Origin of the sequence: Streptococcus sp. 2018110 (assembly GCF_019754115.1) — a bacterium.
In the GTDB taxonomy this organism is placed as follows: Bacteria; Bacillota; Bacilli; order Lactobacillales; family Streptococcaceae; genus Streptococcus; species Streptococcus hashimotonensis.
Window position 1 is genome coordinate 18,167 of the sequence record NZ_JAIJZO010000002.1, and the last position, 15,474, is coordinate 33,640.

Genomic DNA, 15,474 nt, shown 5'->3' on the forward strand with positions numbered 1-15,474 from the left:
GTCAACAACGACTGATTTTGATTTTCGAAGGGTATAAATGACTATATTTGATGTCACAAAAAAGTCTGAACTTAAGCCCAGACCCTACTAAAACAATTATTTTACTTCAACTTTTTCAGTCCAAGGACATGCTGTAGTTGCTAGAACCTCGTTGAGTTCTTCTACGTTGCGGCGGCCTTGATCTGCCAACCAAGCTTTGGCTGCTTCTTCACCCTCGCTTGCAAAGATGGCTACTGCATCCTTCCAAGTCGCCCGACCACAAAGGACACCATTAAAGCTTGAACCTGCTTCTTTGGCAAAGACAAGTGTTTCTTGGAAGAGTTTAGCAGACACACCTGCACTCAAATAAATGAATGGCAAGTGGGTACTGTCTGTTTGTTCCTTGAAGAAGGCCTTAGCTTCTTCAACTGTATAGACTGGCTCTTCATCTGTGTAGCCTTCTACAAAGTTCATATTGACAGGCACTTCAACCTTGAGCACGTCTGCATTATAACGTGACTTGCTAAATTCACGCATGGCTCCATTGACCTTGTGTGGTTTGAGGGCTGCGTATTCACGAGAAGTCACATCCATATCGCTGGCATCGTAAGTCAAGATTTCGACGAAGTAAGGAATATCTTCTGCGATACACTCGCTACCAATACGTTCTACCCAGGCATGCTTAATGTCGTTGATTTCTGGCTTGTCATCTACATCATAGTAAAGCAAGATTTTTACGGCATCCGCTCCCAATTCTTTGATGCGTTTTGCAGACCAGTTTGGCAAAAGGTCTGGCAAACGACCTGGTGTGGACGCATCGTAACCTGTTTTTTCATAGGCCGCAATGAAACCGCAATCTGCATGGCGCAATTCTGAAGCTGGAACACCGTATTCCGCATCCAAAAGAATGGAGCTTGCATAAGGGGTCAGGTCGCTTGAGATGACTTTCTTGAAGTCAATCAAAATGTCATCTCCAAATTCGCCACCACCTGCTGCAGCAGCAAGTAAGCGTTTCAAAGCCCCCCGTTGGTCAATCGCCAAGGCCGCAATCACCTGATTGCTATTTGACAAGCGGGTCATGTGATTGAATTTAGCCTGAGAAAGTTGTAATTTTGTCATTAGTTTCCTCCTAAGGAATTTTATTAACCAAATCGTTTCACGCCATCTAGATAGGTCGCTTGTAAGCGTCCTGCATCATCTACGACGATAAAGTCTGCTGCTCGGCCTTCTGCAATCCTACCACAAATATGGTCAATATTGACAGAGCGAGCTGGTGCCAGAGAGGCCATACGAAGGGCATCAGGTAGGGACACCAAGCCCCATTTCACAACATTCTGCACTGCTTCGATCAATTCTAAGATGGAACCTGCCAAACTACCACTTTCTTTTAAACGAGCAGTTCCATCTTTTACAACAACTTCAAATTCACCGAGGCGGGACTCTCCTTCACCCATACCGCCAGCTCGCATACAGTCCGTAATCAAAACAGTTTCCTCTGCGCCACGTGCTTTGACCACGATTTCTGCCGCAGCTGGATGAACATGGTGTCCATCACAAATCATTTCCGCATAGACATTTTTTAAATTCAAAGCAGCTCCGACCATACCTGGTTCACGGTGATGAAGCCCACTCATCCCATTGTAAACATGGACGAAGATATTGGCACCAGCTTCTACTGCTGCTTCCGCTTGTGCATAGGTCGCATCACTGTGAGCCAAGGCAGTATGAATTGCCTTGCTGTTAGCAAACTCGATGAATTCTTTGACACCTTCACGTTCTGGAGCAATAGCAATTTTATTGACTAAACCTTTCGATAAGCTGTGCCAGTTGTCCAACTTTTCAATGGACGGATCGCTCATGTACTTAGGATTTTGTGCTCCCTTGTATTTTTCTGTAAAGAAGGGACCTTCTAAGAAAATACCTTGAATCTTGGCGCCTGTTTCCTGCCCTGCATAAGTCCCAATCGTTTCACAAACTGCATCTAAATTTTCAGTCGTATCTGTTAAGGTCGTTGGAAGCCAAGAGGTCACCCCACAAGACAAGAGACCTTCTGAAATTACCTTGATCCCTTCAAAATCATTGTCCATAACATCGTGAGAAGCGTAGCCGTGTATATGTGTATCAACTAGCCCTGGTGCTAAATGAAAGTCAGAATAATCAACAATTTCCCCTTCAGGCTTTTCGGTCACAATCCGTCCAAACTGACCATTGTCAGTAATTTCCAAATAGGCTGATTCGACCTCACTCTCTGGTAAAATAATAGATTTTGCTTTTATAAATACTGTCATACTATCTCCTTTATTGATATATACACTTGCCAAACTGGTTATAACCATATACTAAATATATTGTAGAACTTCTATTAGAAAATGTCAAGTAATTACCATAACTTTATAAGAAATGGATGCTGTGAGAAGGTAGAAAAAAAGTTCTTACTCCCCAAAGTACCGTTTCTGAATCTGTACTTGGAGATAAGAACTCTACGTAAGCAGTGTATACTAGGCGTCAATCCATAACCTAATACCCTGCCTCCTATCAAATATAAATATATTACAACAATTCGTTGAGAGGCTTGAAGATGATACGTTCCAAATCAGCTACATACGTTCCCAATTGTTGTTGCTTGCTGAAATATTCCGTCAAAAGTGGATTTCCCTGAACTTTCTTGTTGAAATCCAACATTTTCTTTTGGTCAGCTTCAGTAGGAATTTCACCAGCCTGCAATTTAGATTGGATTTCTTTTTGGAAAGAAATATAACTTTCCAATATTTCTTTGGCTTCTGAATCCCCCTCAACTGAGACCTTAACGGCTTCCACCGCCTTATATTCAGGCAGGTTACGGATTGCACGTTCCAATTCATTTGCTATATCATAGATATTTGTTGACATAATTTTCTCCTAATCTAAATGAATTTTGTAAGTCGTCTGCTCTCTTAAACGTTTCGCAGCGTCTTCCAAATTTCCCTTATTTTTAAACGTAATTTGTAAAATACCGTGTATATCTTCACGGTTCTCTTCATTGATACGAATATTGACAATGGAAATACCCCGTAAGACTTCCAAAACCTTCAAAATCGTATCTTCCTCATCAGGAACACTAAGGAATAAATCGTAGAAAGAATCAACACCTGCACGCTTGTGAATTTCCATGGCTTTACGAGTTTGACGTCCCTTATCAAAAAAGTCCCAAATTGCTTTTTGATCGCCAGATCTGAGCACATCTGAAATTTCTGAAAGACGTTCTTGAAATTCCTCGATTCGATTTAGAATAGAATCTGCATTGGTCAGCAAAATGCTAGTCCACATGCTCGGCTCACTTTCCGCAATCCGTGTCATGTCTCTAAATCCTCCAGCTGCAAAATTATTCGTAAAGGGATGATCTTGCGCAAACTCTCCAGCTTGATGCATCAAACTAGAAGCCAATACGTGTGGAAAATGTGAAATTTGACTGGTCACACGGTCATGTTCTGCTGCATCAATCTGAACAAAACGTGCCCCCGTTCCAGATAACAAATCTGTCAATCGGGGAACCGCATCCCGCTTGGTAGCCTGACACGGTGTCATAATGTAGTAAGCATTCTCAAATAGATAGAGATCTGCTGCACTGGCACCAGATTTATGACTACCTGCCATAGGGTGGCCACCGATAAAATTAATTTGTCTTGGCGCCAAATGTTCCTCTGCAGCAGCCACAATTGCAGACTTCGTTGAACCTGCATCTGTAATCAAGACCGTATCCTTCAATTCAAGGGCGCTAAATTCTTCAATCAAGCGCAAAGAAACTTGAATTGGAACACAAAGAAGAATCACATCAGCCTGCTTTGCTACACCCTCCAATTCCGTTGACACCTCATCAACCATCCCCTTGCCCAAGGCAATTTGGCATGATTGTTCGTTAGGATCAGAGCCAATGAGGTGATAGTCAGGATGGTCTTTGCGAATACAGAGCGCAAGTGAACTTCCAATCAACCCTAGACCTACAATTAAAATCGTTTTTTTCATTAATTACCTAGAAATTTTTGACATAGTCGCGATGACTGGCTACTGCAGCTTTCAATTCCTCCATATTATCGGAAGAGAACTTCTCTAGGATTTCTGTCGCTAGAGTTGTGGCTACGACTGATTCCATAACCACACCAGCTGCTGGGAGAGCCGTTGGATCTGAACGCTCCACAGTAGCTTTATAAGGCTCATGGGTGTCAATGTCAACCGACATCAATGGCTTATAGAGGGTCGGAATTGGTTTCATAACACCACGAATGATTAGGGTCTCGCCATTGGTCATACCACCTTCGAAACCACCTAGATTATTGGTTCGGCGTGTATATCCTTTTTCTTGGGACCAGAGAATTTCGTCCATGACTTGGCTCCCTTTGAGATAGCCAGCTTGGAAGCCTACTCCAAATTCTACTCCCTTAAAAGCATTGATTGAAACAACAGCCTGCGCTAATTTTGCATCTAACTTTTTATCCCATTGCACATATGACCCCAAGCCAGCTGGAACTCCTCCAACAACAGTCTCAATCACTCCGCCAATAGTATCTCCATCTCGCTTGATTTGATCAATATAGGCTTTGATTTCTTCTTCACGCTCTTGGTTGACAATGGATACTTCTGACTGAGCGGCACGCTCTTTGATTTCTGCTACGCTTAAACCATCTGGGACATCAATTTCCTTCCCTCCGAAAACGACTACATGGTTAGCAATTTCAATATCCAACTCAGCCAAAATCCGTTTGGCAACCGCACCAACAGCTACACGCATAGTTGTCTCACGCGCACTAGAACGCTCCAAAGAATTACGCAAATCATCAAAGCGATATTTCATACCACCAACTAGGTCAGCATGTCCTGGTCGTGGATGTTTGATACGACGCTTACTTTTGAGCTTCTCTTCGATGTCCTCAACTGCCATAATGTCCAACCATTTTTGATGGTCTTTATTGGCCACATTCAATGTAATCGGGGCACCGGTTGTCTTACCGTGACGAACACCAGCCGTAATCTCTACGCGATCTGTTTCAATCTGCATCCGACTACCACGACCGTATCCCCCCTGGCGACGTTTTAAATCTTCATTAATATCCTCAGCTGTTAAAGGGAGACCAGCTGGAACTCCCTCAATAATGGCTGTTAGACGTGGTCCATGAGACTCACCAGCTGTTAAATAACGCATACTTAATTCTCCAAAATTTCCAAAAACTTACGAGTATTGCCTAAAGACATCTGTCCAGGTGCAGATGTTTCATCTAAGCTGGCAAAAGTCCAGCAGGATCCTGTAATCACACCTGCAATACGCGTTAACTTCCCTAGTTCACCCATAGCGATTGTCGCAAATGTCTGCTCGGTGTTCAGCGATTTAAAACCACGAGTATAATTCATAACATCCAGGACATCCTGCTCTGTCTTAGCCATTACAGCCATTTTAACAACAGCTGGTGACAGGCTAGTCAGTTCAGACATGATTTCCATATAATTAGACGGTGTTTCCTCAAAATTATGATAACTCAACACAAGATTAGGAAACTCCAACATCTGCTCAAAAACCGACTTATAAGAATAATATTCAAAATCAATATAATCTGGCTGATAAAGCGCTGCAACTTCTTTGATTAAATTGACATATTCTTGATCGTCCAAATCCAAGTGACCACCTTCACGTGTTGTCCGAATGGTGAAAACCACTTCCTTACCATTACATTTTTCAAATATAGCAGGTGCTACTCTTAAAATATCATCTTTCGGAAGATAGTCTGCTCGCCATTCAACAATATCTGCCTCTGCTAGACGTTCTACATCAATGGCCTCTACCTCTTCCAGATTTCTAGGCATAATAGGAACTACTATTTTCATTTATCTACCTGTATCGTAAAGACCTTTAGGTAATTACTACTTTCATCATTTTTATTGATTACAAAATCGGCTGGCAAGCGATAACTTGCCTCATAACGGTGTTTTCTAACACCAAAACCTTTTTCAATCTGCCGCTTAAATTTTTCAACAGAAACATTTGCGGCGTTGGTCGAAGCGATAATAGTTCCACCTGTATTTAGTATTTCCAAAGATTGAGAAATCAACTTGTGGTAATCTTTGGCTACTGAAAAGGTTTGTTTCTTATTTCGTGCAAAGCTTGGCGGATCCAAGACAATCACATCATAAGTCAAGCCTTTACGTTTGGCATATTTGAAATATTCAAATACATCCATTACTACAAAGTGATGATTATCTAAGTCTAAACTATTAACCTTAAAGTGAGCTTTAGAAAGTTCTCGCGAGCGTTTGGCTAAGTCGACAGAAGTCGTTTCCCCTGCTCCGCCCATGGCAGCAGCAATAGAAAATGCTGCCGTGTACGAAAACATGTTCAAAAGTGACTTGCCTGCCGCCAGGCCATCCACCAAGGAACCACGTACCTCATGCTGATCCAAAAAGATTCCCGTCATCAGTCCATCATTCATAAAGACCTGATAGTGAACTCCATTTTCCAACACAGTGAAATACTCAGGGGCTTCTTCTCCATAAAGATGAGCAGACTCAAAGGCCAAACCTTTAAAACGAATCTTCTCATAAGCTCCTCTTACTTCGGGAAATACCTGTTGAAAGGCAGCAACAATCATCTCTTTGACAGAATAAATAAAGGTATTATACCATGAAAAAACTGCGTATTCATCATACAAGTCAACCGTCATTCCACCAAAATTATCTCCATCTTGATTAAATAAACGAAAAGCATTCGTCATCTCAGATTGATAAAAATGTTGGCGTTTCTGTTTAGCATCCACGAATAATTTAACAAAAAAATCCACGGTCAAGTCTTGGTTGCTTCTACTAAACAGCCAGCCTATTCCCTTATTCTGCTTAGACAAATAAGCCTGACCTAAATAGCTTCCAGATTCTGAATACAAAACAGCCAGCCTGTCATCATCAAACGAAAAACCTGAAAAATCAGCGCTATCCAAGAGTTGAATCCCTCTGTTTATTTTCTGTTCTGCAATACGGTTTACCTTTATTTTCATAGAATTATTATAACATGTTTCTTCATATATGCCAAAAAAACTCTAAACTTTGAGGCTTATTTTAAAATTATGGTATAATGAACTAAGCTTTTAGAAAGGACCATGAGGTTTTATTGTGAAAAAACTAATTGACTACGTCAAGAAGAGCGGACAAACTCGACTTGGCTTCGTCTTGATTTTGCTAATCATTTACTGGCTCAAAACACTCTGGGCCTACTATGTTGATTTTAATTTAGATACCCAAGGATTTTTCCAAAATTTTATCGCTATTATAAATCCTCTACCAGTAGGGATTTTATTGCTTGGTCTCTCGCTTTATATAAAGAATACGAAAGCATTCTATAGTGTAGCGATGACCATTTATATTGTTCTTTTCGCCTGGCTCTTTTCAAATGCAGTCTATTATAGAGAATTTTCCGATTATATCTCCATTTCTACCATGATGGCTACCTCTAGCGTATCTGCTGGACTAGGAGAAGCAGCTCTTAAGTTATTTAGGCTATGGGATATTGTCTATTTTCTTGATTTTATAGCTTTTGGTTTCTTAGTCTACCGTAAGGCATTTCACTGGGACAAAACTCCATTTCATAAAAAATCTAGCTTTGCCATCACAGCCTTCTCAGTATTATTGTTCTCTATCAATCTCTTTTTAGCAGAAATTGATAGACCTGAGCTACTTACGAGAGGATTTTCTAATACTTATATCGTCAGAGCCCTTGGGTTACCAGCTTTCCTTGGCTACAATGCTAATCAAACCTACAATGCCCATAGGGATCGCTCTGGGGCCACTGCCTCAGACCTGGAGCCTGTAAAACAATATATTACAGAACATTATGCTCAACCGAATGACAACTACTTCGGTATTGCCAAAGGGCGAAATGTTATCTATCTCCACCTAGAAAGCTTACAACAATTTGTTATTGACTATAAGTTGAACGTCAATGGTGTCGAATACGAAGTCACACCTTTCCTCAATTCTCTGTATCATTCTAGCTCTACTCTCGCCTTTTCTAATTTCTTTAACCAAGTGAAGGCAGGTAAAACCTCTGATGCCGAAACCATGATTGAAACCTCACTTTTTGGACTCAATCAAGGCTCTTTCATGGTCCAATATGGTGGAAGCAATACCCAGCAAGCTGCACCATATATTCTCTCTCAAAATGGCGGCTATACATCTGCTGTATTCCACGGTAACGCAGCCAGTTTCTGGAATAGGAACAACACCTATAAACAGTGGGGTTACAATTACTTCTTTGATCAATCCTACTTCTCTGAAGCCACTGCTGAAAATTCATTCCAATACGGTCTGAATGATAAAATCATGTTCGCCGACTCTATCCAATATCTTGAACATTTACAGCAACCCTTCTATACCAAATTTATCACGGTTTCCAACCACTACCCCTATACAACCAGCTTGATTGGGGATGAGATTGGCTTTCCATTAGCCAATACAGATGATGAAACCATTAATGGTTATTTTGCTACTGCAAACTATCTCGATGCGTCCATAAAGGCATTTTTCGATTACTTAAAAGCGACTGGCTTGTACGAAAACTCCGTCATCGTTCTCTATGGTGATCACTATGGGATTTCTAATTCACGCAATCCTGACTTGGCACCGTTGATTGGAAAAGATTCACAGACTTGGTCAGATTTTGACAATGCCATGATGCAACGTGTTCCATATATGATTGTTGTACCTGGAATGACCAACGGTGGGATTTTTGATACCTATGGTGGTGAGATTGATGCACTTCCTACTCTCGAACATCTTTTAGGAATCAAATCCGATAACTATCTCCAAGTTGGTCAAGACCTACTTTCCAGCCAACACAGCCAAATTGTGGCTCTTCGAACCGCTGGCAGTTTCATCACACCAAAATACACTAGCTACGAAGGTAAAATCTACTATACAGAAACTGGTCTTGAAATTACAAATCCAGATGAGACAACTCAGAAAGAAATTGATGCAATTAAAGAAGCTACTGCAGCACAACTAGCGACTAGCGATGCCATTCAAACTGGTGATCTTATCCGATTCTTCGACAATGGATTGCCAGCCTTGGATTCAAGCCAATATAACTACATTGACTCATTGGCTGCCGAGATTTCACTGGAGAATAAACTTGGTACACAATCAACAAGTTTGTATAGTAAAAACGGCAATAAATCAACAATTGAACTATTTAAAGCACCAAGCTACCTAGAACTTCACGGTAGTACAACTGCTACTAGCACACCAAATACTGGTACAAGCACTAGCTCAACAAGTACCAGTTCAAATTCGCAGTAATACACTAAAAGGCTTAGAATCATGTCAGTTACTACATTGATTCTAAGCCTTTTTATACTCAATGAAAATCAAAAGCAGGCTAGGCGACGCAGATGCAGATAGAACTGAAGTTCATCAAATCAAGTCAACAACGTCTGATTTTGATTTTCGAAGAGTATTAGACCACTATTTCAAATCACTCATCTCTATTCCATCAAGGAAATATAGAATCCTCACTAGGCTCTTCCCCTGCTGATGGATTCTTAGGGACATCTATGGGTGCAACAGTACTACTTTCAGTTGCTTTTGTATCTTCTGTTACAGTTTCTACTTCTGGGCTAGGTGTCAACAAATCATCTAACCAGCCGTCTGCATCCTCTTCTCCATTAGGGACATCTGGAGTATTCGGCAATGGATTTCCAGGCAACCAAGTATTCCCGTTCTCAACTGTCCCGTCTTTGCTATCACTTTCAACTTTATCGAAATGAATATCGTAGACAGTGTCTTCCAAAATAGGTGTGTCCCATGCTGCATTTGGAATAATCGGTTTTGTATAATCTCGTTTATAACCTGTATCACTCTTCAAAGATGGCGGAAAAATTCCAGCTTGGTTCAATGTTAACCCTTTTCTGACAAGGTAAACCACTGTTTTACTAGTTCCCAAATGGGTCTGAAGTTGACCGCCTTCACCTGCTCGAAATGCAAGAGCTACATAATTCTTTGGATCATGCCAATGGTAATTTGGATGTCTACTTGGATCATTGATGTCCGTTGGATTATCCGTATTTTCGGCAATATATGGCCCTATACGAGGAGCTGTTGTCCCAAATGCTGCCAAGCTCGTTGTTGCACTAACATAATCTGTATCTTTTTCACCACCAGTAATAACTGTCCTAAACTCAATGAACTCATAATCTTTGCTTGGAATTGGTTCTGGTACAACAAGCCCCTGCTCCTTAGCTTGTTTCCAAGTTAAGTCAGATTTCACAAAGTATATGAACCCTGCTCGAATCTCTCCATTTAATTTTAAACGCCCATTGGCTATCGCACTATATTTAACAGGTACATAGTCTGATAAATCAATATTTGAAACATCGTCACTTGGAGTGTAAATATTTTTGGTTGGCTTACGATAAACAGTATCAAAATCAGCATAAAAACTCCGATGTTCTCTTGCCATCTTACCAGACTTTGGCAAAGTAGCATTCCAACCATTAAAGACTCGTCCCTTTTGTTGAAGGGTCTGCGGATAGGCAATGTTCAAATCCTCCCAATTTAAATCTTTACGAACCAAATAATAAACTCTCTTCGTTTTTTTACCATTAACGACAAAATCACCAAAATCACTATTTGTACTGAATGTTACTAGAATGAAATTTTTAATATCCTGAAGCCCTTCTGGATGATACTTTTGATGGACACCATTACGTGTTAAATTTTCTGTTGAACCTTCTGTATAAAAAGGCCCATATACCGATTGTTTCTCAATAGCAAGATTTACCGTTTCGGTCTTAACATCACGCTCAGGATCATCTGGCAAACTAGGATCAATTTTATAAACGTGCGCATGGTCCCCATGGCGTACACTCATATAGTTCCCATCAATTGTAATGTCCTCACGTTTTACTTTAAAACGCTCCATGTACTGCTTAATGAGACGTTCTTTTCTCTGTTCAAGAGTTTCTCCATCCTTTTGCTTAAGAATACGATCCTCTGGACTTTCAAACGGCTTCCTTGTATCAATTTCCTTTAATAAAACAATATGTGTGTGATCGCCATGCGGATATTCTAATCCAATTTGACCGTCAACAATGACTTTCTTAAGACGTGATGGCTCTAAATTCAGTTCTTTTGCTAAGTAGTCCAATTTGGTTTGATACCCAGTATTTTCTACCTCGGACAATGGCTTCTTATCCGATTCAACATTTGGTTTATACTGATTCACAAGATAAGACCATTTACTCCTTTTCAATGTTTCAAAATGAATAAGATGCAAATGTTTCCCATGCCTTACTAGAATTCCGGTTTCCGTTACACCGCTGATATTTTGCCCATCAAACAAGAAACCATCACTCGTTTGAAAATCAATCCCCGGAATCCCTTCCTGTTGTTGAACGATAGGAAGAGTTGGCGATTGACGACTATCAGAGGTCAATTGCCTGTGTGTCGTGCCACCTAAGCTTGATTTTAAAATATAGTGATAATGATCCCCATGCCGAACAGTATAGCCATTGGCATCCTCTGCGACAATATCTTTAGGATCAAAAACGTATTCATCTTCGGTCTGTTTCGATCCTGACGATAATTGACTTCTCTTAGGTTGAGAAGAATGATTTTTTTCTTGATAGTTTTCAGGAATTAAATAAGCCCATTTTGTATTCTTTAAATCTGAATAAAAGAAAAAGTGCTTATGATCGCCATGATTGACAATAATTCCTAAATCAGTTTTTTCCTCAATTTGTGACTCATCAGTGAGTAAAAAACCATCATCCGTCGCCTTATCAATCCCTGGAACTTCCTTTTTCGAATCTGAAGGAATCTCTTTTGATTGCTTTGATTGCGATATTTCTATGCTTGTTATTTTTTGATGACTCGATTGCTCTTTATAATTAGACACTTGATAGGTTACCAATGCTACAGCACAAATAAGCGATACTCCTGCTACATAAAGCAAAGTCTTACCTTGTTTCATATCACTGTTTCTCTCCTTACTTACTATTATATTTATATTATTGACATGATAAATGGATTCTACCATTGTAGAGTGCCATCGCCATATCCATTAACTTCATAAAATAAAATTTGTCGCCTTTTTAATTTACCAGTTAAGTATATCATTCATATTGAAATTTAGCAAGCCATGAGCAAATTAAAACAAAATAAAGAGCTTGGTACACAGACCAAACTCTTTATTTTATATACTTATTTAGCAAGTTTTGCTTTAGCAACATCTGCAAGAGCTGTGAAAGCTGCTGCATCGTTTACTGCCAAGTCAGCAAGCATTTTGCGGTTTACTTCGATTTCAGCCAATTTCAAACCGTGCATCAATTGTGAGTATGACAAACCGTTCATGCGAGCAGCCGCGTTAATACGAGTGATCCACAATTTACGGAAATCACGTTTTTTCTGACGGCGGTCACGGTATGCATAGTAGTAAGAGTTCATTACTTGTTCTTTCGCAGTGCGGAACAAGAGATGTTTAGCTCCGTAATAACCTTTAGCTAATTTTAAAATACGTTTACGGCGTTTACGAGAAACAACGCCACCTTTAACACGTGCCATTTAATTTTCCTCCAAATAATCTAAATTCTAGTAGTCGGCTTATTTCAAACCTGTAAGCATTGATTTGATACGCTTGAAGTCACCAGCATGTACCATACCTGCTTTACGAAGGTGACGACGTTGTTTTTTAGTTTTACCGTGGAAACGGTGTGAAGTATAAGCGCGGAAGCGTTTCAATCCACCAGAACCTGTACGTTTGAAACGTTTAGCTGATGCGCGGTGAGTTTTTTGTTTTGGCATGTTAATTCTCCTTTTGCTTAAAAAGCTTATTTTTTATCTGAAGCTGGGGCCAATTGCATAAACATTTGACGTCCATCCATCTTAGCGCGTTGTTCGATAATGGCAATATCTTGGGTTGCTTCAGCGAACTCAGCTAATACTTTCGCTCCAACTTCTTTGTGGGTAATCATACGACCCTTGAAACGGATCGAAACCTTAACCTTATTTCCTTTTTCAAGGAATTTACGGGCATGACGAAGTTTTGTCTCGAAGTCCCCTTTATCAATAACTGGACTTAGACGCACTTCTTTTACAGTGACAACACTTTGTTTTTTGCGTTGTTCTTTCTGTTTCTTCTGATATTCAAATTTGAACTTACCGTAGTCCATAATTTTCGCTACTGGTGGTTTAGCTTGTGGTTGAATCAATACTAAATCCACGTTGGCGCTATCAGCAATGGCCTGAGCCTCATTGAGCGGTTTGATTCCCAACTGTTCACCCTCAAGACCGATAAGACGAACTTCACGCACTCGAATTTCATCATTGATGAACAAATCTTGCTTTGCTATGGCTTTTCACCTCATTTTATATTTTTCGAGAAAAACGAAACGGACTTGCTAAACAAGTCCGCACTACACCATTATTCTTTCCGAAGAAATCTTAATCCGTAGAGCCAGACAACGTTAGTCGCAAGGCGAGAAGCTCTCACTTCTGCTTTTCTCAATACGACTATTCTAACATGTCTAAAACTACTTGTCAAGAATTTCTTTCGCTTTTTCGGAAATAAATTTCACTACACCTTCGATGGATACTCCTGTTGTATCAAAGGTAATGGCATCATCTGCCGCCTTTAAAGGAGAAACTTCTCGATGAGAATCTTTATAGTCACGAGCCGCAATTTCCTGCTTTAGAGATTCCAAGTCGGTCTCAATGCCACGTTCCGTATTTTCCTTAAATCGACGAAGGGCCCGCTCTTCAACAGAGGCAATAAGGAATATTTTGAGTTCTGCCTGTGGTAAAACAACTGTTCCAATATCGCGACCATCCATGACAATACCACCAGCCTGGGCAATTTCCTGTTGCAGGCGTACCAATTCTTCCCGTACTAGAGGAAGTGCTGCTACTGCCGACACATTATTTGTTACTTGGTTATCACGAATTGGCAAAGTAACATCTTCATCACCCACAAAAACTAATTGTTGGCCATTTTCATCACGCCCAAATCGAATAGGATACTGAGCAAGCAAGGCCACGATTCTATTTTGATCTGTAACCTCTATGCCGTTTGTCAAGGCTAGATAGGTAGCCGAGCGATACATAGCGCCTGTATCTAAGTAAGTATATCCAAAATTTTTAGCAATAATTTTAGCAACCGTTGACTTCCCACTTGAAGCTGGACCGTCAATTGCAATTTGAATTGATTTCATAACTCCTCTTTACCTAATACGAACTACATCACCTGGGTGTGCAAGCCAAGACCCTGTTGTCATTTTCTCTGGATTTAATCGCTCTAGCTCAGCAATTGAAATCCCGCCACGTGCGGCTAATTGTCCAACACCTTCACCTGCTTGAACAGTAAGGGTAGAGCCATCCGTAGCCTCTGCTAGACTGGAACTTGTTTCCGTTGTTTCTGTTTCTGTCGCATCAGTAGAAGTAGACTCCTGTGTTTCTGCAACTGAAGTTGAACTTTCTGCTACAACTGCTGCGGAGCTTGGATTATAGAATTCTTTAGTTGAATCTGTTTTACTTCCTCCAACCGACAAATAGATGGCAGTGATACCAATAATCAGTACGATAACAAAGAAAATAATTGCCAAGACTGTAAATACTGTTGTACTTGCTACTCCCTTGTTTAAACGTTCTTTTCGACTAACTGTTTCTGTTTGATAAACTTCTTCATTCCATGGCTCTTGTGACATTATCGAGAAAACTCCTTGTATTTTTATTAAAATATGATTACAATACTAATATGAAAATAAAACTTATTCCTGAACGGTGCATTGCCTGCGGGCTCTGTCAAACCTATTCATCTATATTCGATTATGATGACGACGGTATCGTTGTTTTTTCAGACGACTCACAATTTGAGAAAACGATTGAACCCAATCCAGATATTCTCAAAGCCATCAAATCATGTCCTACAAAAGCCATTTCAGCGGATTGATTTGGCTTTTTTTGTATAGTACTCTTCAAAATAATCCTGTTTTATTAAATGGTCTATCAATTCAATCTCACCCTTGAAGCAATTATGAATAGCTAAATGGTTAATAAAGTATTTTTTCGGCCATTTGCGCATGTGATACACCTGTCCATTGGGAAATTCTTGTGAAAATATGCGAATGGCTAGATAAGAAACTTCAATTTTTTCTATGGTAGCAATTTCAATTTTCTGTACTGCAAAAGGATTAGCCGAAGCAATCCGTAAATGCTTTTCTTTTATCTCGAAATAGCGATGTAAGCCAAGCACTACTAATACAGCAAAGAGAGAGAGAAGTAAGATAAATAATCTTGACACTCTCAACTTTTCCAATAAAAGTGTCATACCAATGAAAATAGGCGTGAAGGTAAGTGACCAGTAAATAATGGCCCATGATAAATCCGGTTGCCAATGGTAACGAATTTTACCAAAAATTTTGATCATATCGGACCTCCATCTATTATTCTAGCACAAAAAAAGAGATTTTCCTATGAAAACCTCTATCTTTT

The 15,474-nt window shown here is 40.0% G+C and carries 16 protein-coding genes and 1 other annotated feature; of the genes, 2 read left to right on the forward strand and 14 right to left on the reverse strand.

The window, feature by feature from the left end; genetic code table 11:
* Positions 1-96 precede the first annotated feature (96 nt).
* From lacD to K5Q34_RS02145, 7 genes are all read right to left on the reverse strand, one after another.
* Positions 97-1,098, reverse strand: a complete 1,002-nt coding sequence (gene lacD, locus K5Q34_RS02115; protein ID WP_024416706.1) for a tagatose-bisphosphate aldolase — start codon at positions 1,096-1,098, stop codon at positions 97-99.
* A gap of 23 nt (positions 1,099-1,121) precedes the next feature.
* A complete protein-coding gene (gene nagA / locus K5Q34_RS02120; protein WP_221864426.1) occupies positions 1,122-2,267 on the reverse strand; it encodes an N-acetylglucosamine-6-phosphate deacetylase in 1,146 nt (381 codons plus the stop codon).
* 262 nt (positions 2,268-2,529) lie between these two features.
* Positions 2,530-2,868: a YlbF/YmcA family competence regulator gene (locus K5Q34_RS02125; RefSeq protein ID WP_024401417.1), complete on the reverse strand. Its 339-nt coding sequence runs from the start codon at positions 2,866-2,868 to the stop codon at positions 2,530-2,532.
* A gap of 9 nt (positions 2,869-2,877) precedes the next feature.
* Positions 2,878-3,981 carry a prephenate dehydrogenase gene (locus tag K5Q34_RS02130; RefSeq protein ID WP_221864427.1) on the reverse strand — a complete coding sequence of 368 codons (1,104 nt, stop codon included), beginning with the start codon at positions 3,979-3,981 and terminating at the stop codon, positions 2,878-2,880.
* 7 nt (positions 3,982-3,988) lie between these two features.
* On the reverse strand, positions 3,989-5,155 hold the full coding sequence (gene aroC / locus K5Q34_RS02135) for a chorismate synthase (RefSeq protein WP_221864428.1): 1,167 nt from the start codon (positions 5,153-5,155) through the stop codon (positions 3,989-3,991).
* Positions 5,156-5,157: 2 nt separating this feature from the next.
* Positions 5,158-5,832: a type I 3-dehydroquinate dehydratase gene (aroD, locus tag K5Q34_RS02140; protein ID WP_002940621.1), complete on the reverse strand. Its 675-nt coding sequence runs from the start codon at positions 5,830-5,832 to the stop codon at positions 5,158-5,160.
* Positions 5,829-6,992: a class I SAM-dependent rRNA methyltransferase gene (locus K5Q34_RS02145; RefSeq protein WP_221864429.1), complete on the reverse strand. Its 1,164-nt coding sequence runs from the start codon at positions 6,990-6,992 to the stop codon at positions 5,829-5,831. Before K5Q34_RS02145 ends, aroD begins: the two co-directional genes overlap by 4 nt.
* Before the next feature lie 115 nt (positions 6,993-7,107).
* Here K5Q34_RS02145 and K5Q34_RS02150 point away from each other — a divergent pair, with 115 nt between their 5' ends.
* Positions 7,108-9,288: an LTA synthase family protein gene (locus K5Q34_RS02150; RefSeq protein WP_205028423.1), complete on the forward strand. Its 2,181-nt coding sequence runs from the start codon at positions 7,108-7,110 to the stop codon at positions 9,286-9,288.
* A gap of 193 nt (positions 9,289-9,481) precedes the next feature.
* Here K5Q34_RS02150 and K5Q34_RS02155 read toward each other — a convergent pair whose 3' ends face one another.
* From K5Q34_RS02155 to K5Q34_RS02180, 6 genes are all read right to left on the reverse strand, one after another.
* Positions 9,482-11,959: a pneumococcal-type histidine triad protein gene (locus K5Q34_RS02155; RefSeq protein ID WP_221864511.1), complete on the reverse strand. Its 2,478-nt coding sequence runs from the start codon at positions 11,957-11,959 to the stop codon at positions 9,482-9,484.
* Between the two features lie 230 nt (positions 11,960-12,189).
* Complete coding sequence (rplT, locus tag K5Q34_RS02160) at positions 12,190-12,549, reverse strand: 50S ribosomal protein L20 (RefSeq protein ID WP_105145801.1); 360 nt, start codon at positions 12,547-12,549, stop codon at positions 12,190-12,192.
* Between the two features lie 39 nt (positions 12,550-12,588).
* The gene (gene rpmI, locus K5Q34_RS02165) at positions 12,589-12,789 is read right to left on the reverse strand and encodes a 50S ribosomal protein L35 (RefSeq protein ID WP_012027223.1); all 201 of its coding nucleotides are present in this window, start codon (positions 12,787-12,789) and stop codon (positions 12,589-12,591) included.
* A gap of 26 nt (positions 12,790-12,815) precedes the next feature.
* The gene (infC, locus tag K5Q34_RS02170) at positions 12,816-13,322 is read right to left on the reverse strand and encodes a translation initiation factor IF-3 (protein WP_002940606.1); all 507 of its coding nucleotides are present in this window, start codon (positions 13,320-13,322) and stop codon (positions 12,816-12,818) included.
* Positions 13,323-13,362: 40 nt separating this feature from the next.
* Positions 13,363-13,491: a sequence feature (ribosomal protein L20 leader region), on the reverse strand.
* Between the two features lie 26 nt (positions 13,492-13,517).
* Positions 13,518-14,195, reverse strand: coding sequence for a (d)CMP kinase (gene cmk / locus K5Q34_RS02175; RefSeq protein WP_014637749.1), 678 nt, complete (start codon positions 14,193-14,195; stop codon positions 13,518-13,520).
* Between the two features lie 9 nt (positions 14,196-14,204).
* On the reverse strand, positions 14,205-14,687 hold the full coding sequence (locus tag K5Q34_RS02180) for an SAG1386/EF1546 family surface-associated protein (protein ID WP_015646683.1): 483 nt from the start codon (positions 14,685-14,687) through the stop codon (positions 14,205-14,207).
* Between the two features lie 50 nt (positions 14,688-14,737).
* Between K5Q34_RS02180 and K5Q34_RS02185 the strand changes: the two genes are divergently transcribed.
* Positions 14,738-14,932, forward strand: a complete 195-nt coding sequence (locus K5Q34_RS02185) for a ferredoxin (RefSeq protein ID WP_014637747.1) — start codon at positions 14,738-14,740, stop codon at positions 14,930-14,932.
* On the opposite strand, the gene K5Q34_RS02190 is transcribed toward K5Q34_RS02185, so the two are convergent.
* The gene (locus tag K5Q34_RS02190) at positions 14,921-15,409 is read right to left on the reverse strand and encodes an EbsA family protein (protein WP_014637746.1); all 489 of its coding nucleotides are present in this window, start codon (positions 15,407-15,409) and stop codon (positions 14,921-14,923) included. The two genes, K5Q34_RS02185 and K5Q34_RS02190, sit on opposite strands and share 12 nt — an antisense overlap.
* Positions 15,410-15,474: the final 65 nt, after the last annotated feature.

What these genes read in the sequence shown, in the direction of transcription:
- K5Q34_RS02125 (WP_024401417.1), bottom strand. Translation starts at nt 2,868, where the DNA reads ATGTCAACAAATATCTATGATATAGCAAATGAATTGGAACGTGCAATC.
- rpmI (WP_012027223.1), bottom strand. Translation starts at nt 12,789, where the DNA reads ATGCCAAAACAAAAAACTCACCGCGCATCAGCTAAACGTTTCAAACGT.
- lacD (WP_024416706.1), bottom strand. Translation starts at nt 1,098, where the DNA reads ATGACAAAATTACAACTTTCTCAGGCTAAATTCAATCACATGACCCGC.
- cmk (WP_014637749.1), bottom strand. Translation starts at nt 14,195, where the DNA reads ATGAAATCAATTCAAATTGCAATTGACGGTCCAGCTTCAAGTGGGAAG.
- aroD (WP_002940621.1), bottom strand. Translation starts at nt 5,832, where the DNA reads ATGAAAATAGTAGTTCCTATTATGCCTAGAAATCTGGAAGAGGTAGAG.
- K5Q34_RS02145 (WP_221864429.1), bottom strand. Translation starts at nt 6,992, where the DNA reads ATGAAAATAAAGGTAAACCGTATTGCAGAACAGAAAATAAACAGAGGG.
- K5Q34_RS02155 (WP_221864511.1), bottom strand. Translation starts at nt 11,959, where the DNA reads ATGAAACAAGGTAAGACTTTGCTTTATGTAGCAGGAGTATCGCTTATT.
- K5Q34_RS02190 (WP_014637746.1), bottom strand. Translation starts at nt 15,409, where the DNA reads ATGATCAAAATTTTTGGTAAAATTCGTTACCATTGGCAACCGGATTTA.
- K5Q34_RS02180 (WP_015646683.1), bottom strand. Translation starts at nt 14,687, where the DNA reads ATGTCACAAGAGCCATGGAATGAAGAAGTTTATCAAACAGAAACAGTT.
- K5Q34_RS02185 (WP_014637747.1), top strand. Translation starts at nt 14,738, where the DNA reads ATGAAAATAAAACTTATTCCTGAACGGTGCATTGCCTGCGGGCTCTGT.
- rplT (WP_105145801.1), bottom strand. Translation starts at nt 12,549, where the DNA reads ATGGCACGTGTTAAAGGTGGCGTTGTTTCTCGTAAACGCCGTAAACGT.
- aroC (WP_221864428.1), bottom strand. Translation starts at nt 5,155, where the DNA reads ATGCGTTATTTAACAGCTGGTGAGTCTCATGGACCACGTCTAACAGCC.
- nagA (WP_221864426.1), bottom strand. Translation starts at nt 2,267, where the DNA reads ATGACAGTATTTATAAAAGCAAAATCTATTATTTTACCAGAGAGTGAG.
- K5Q34_RS02130 (WP_221864427.1), bottom strand. Translation starts at nt 3,981, where the DNA reads ATGAAAAAAACGATTTTAATTGTAGGTCTAGGGTTGATTGGAAGTTCA.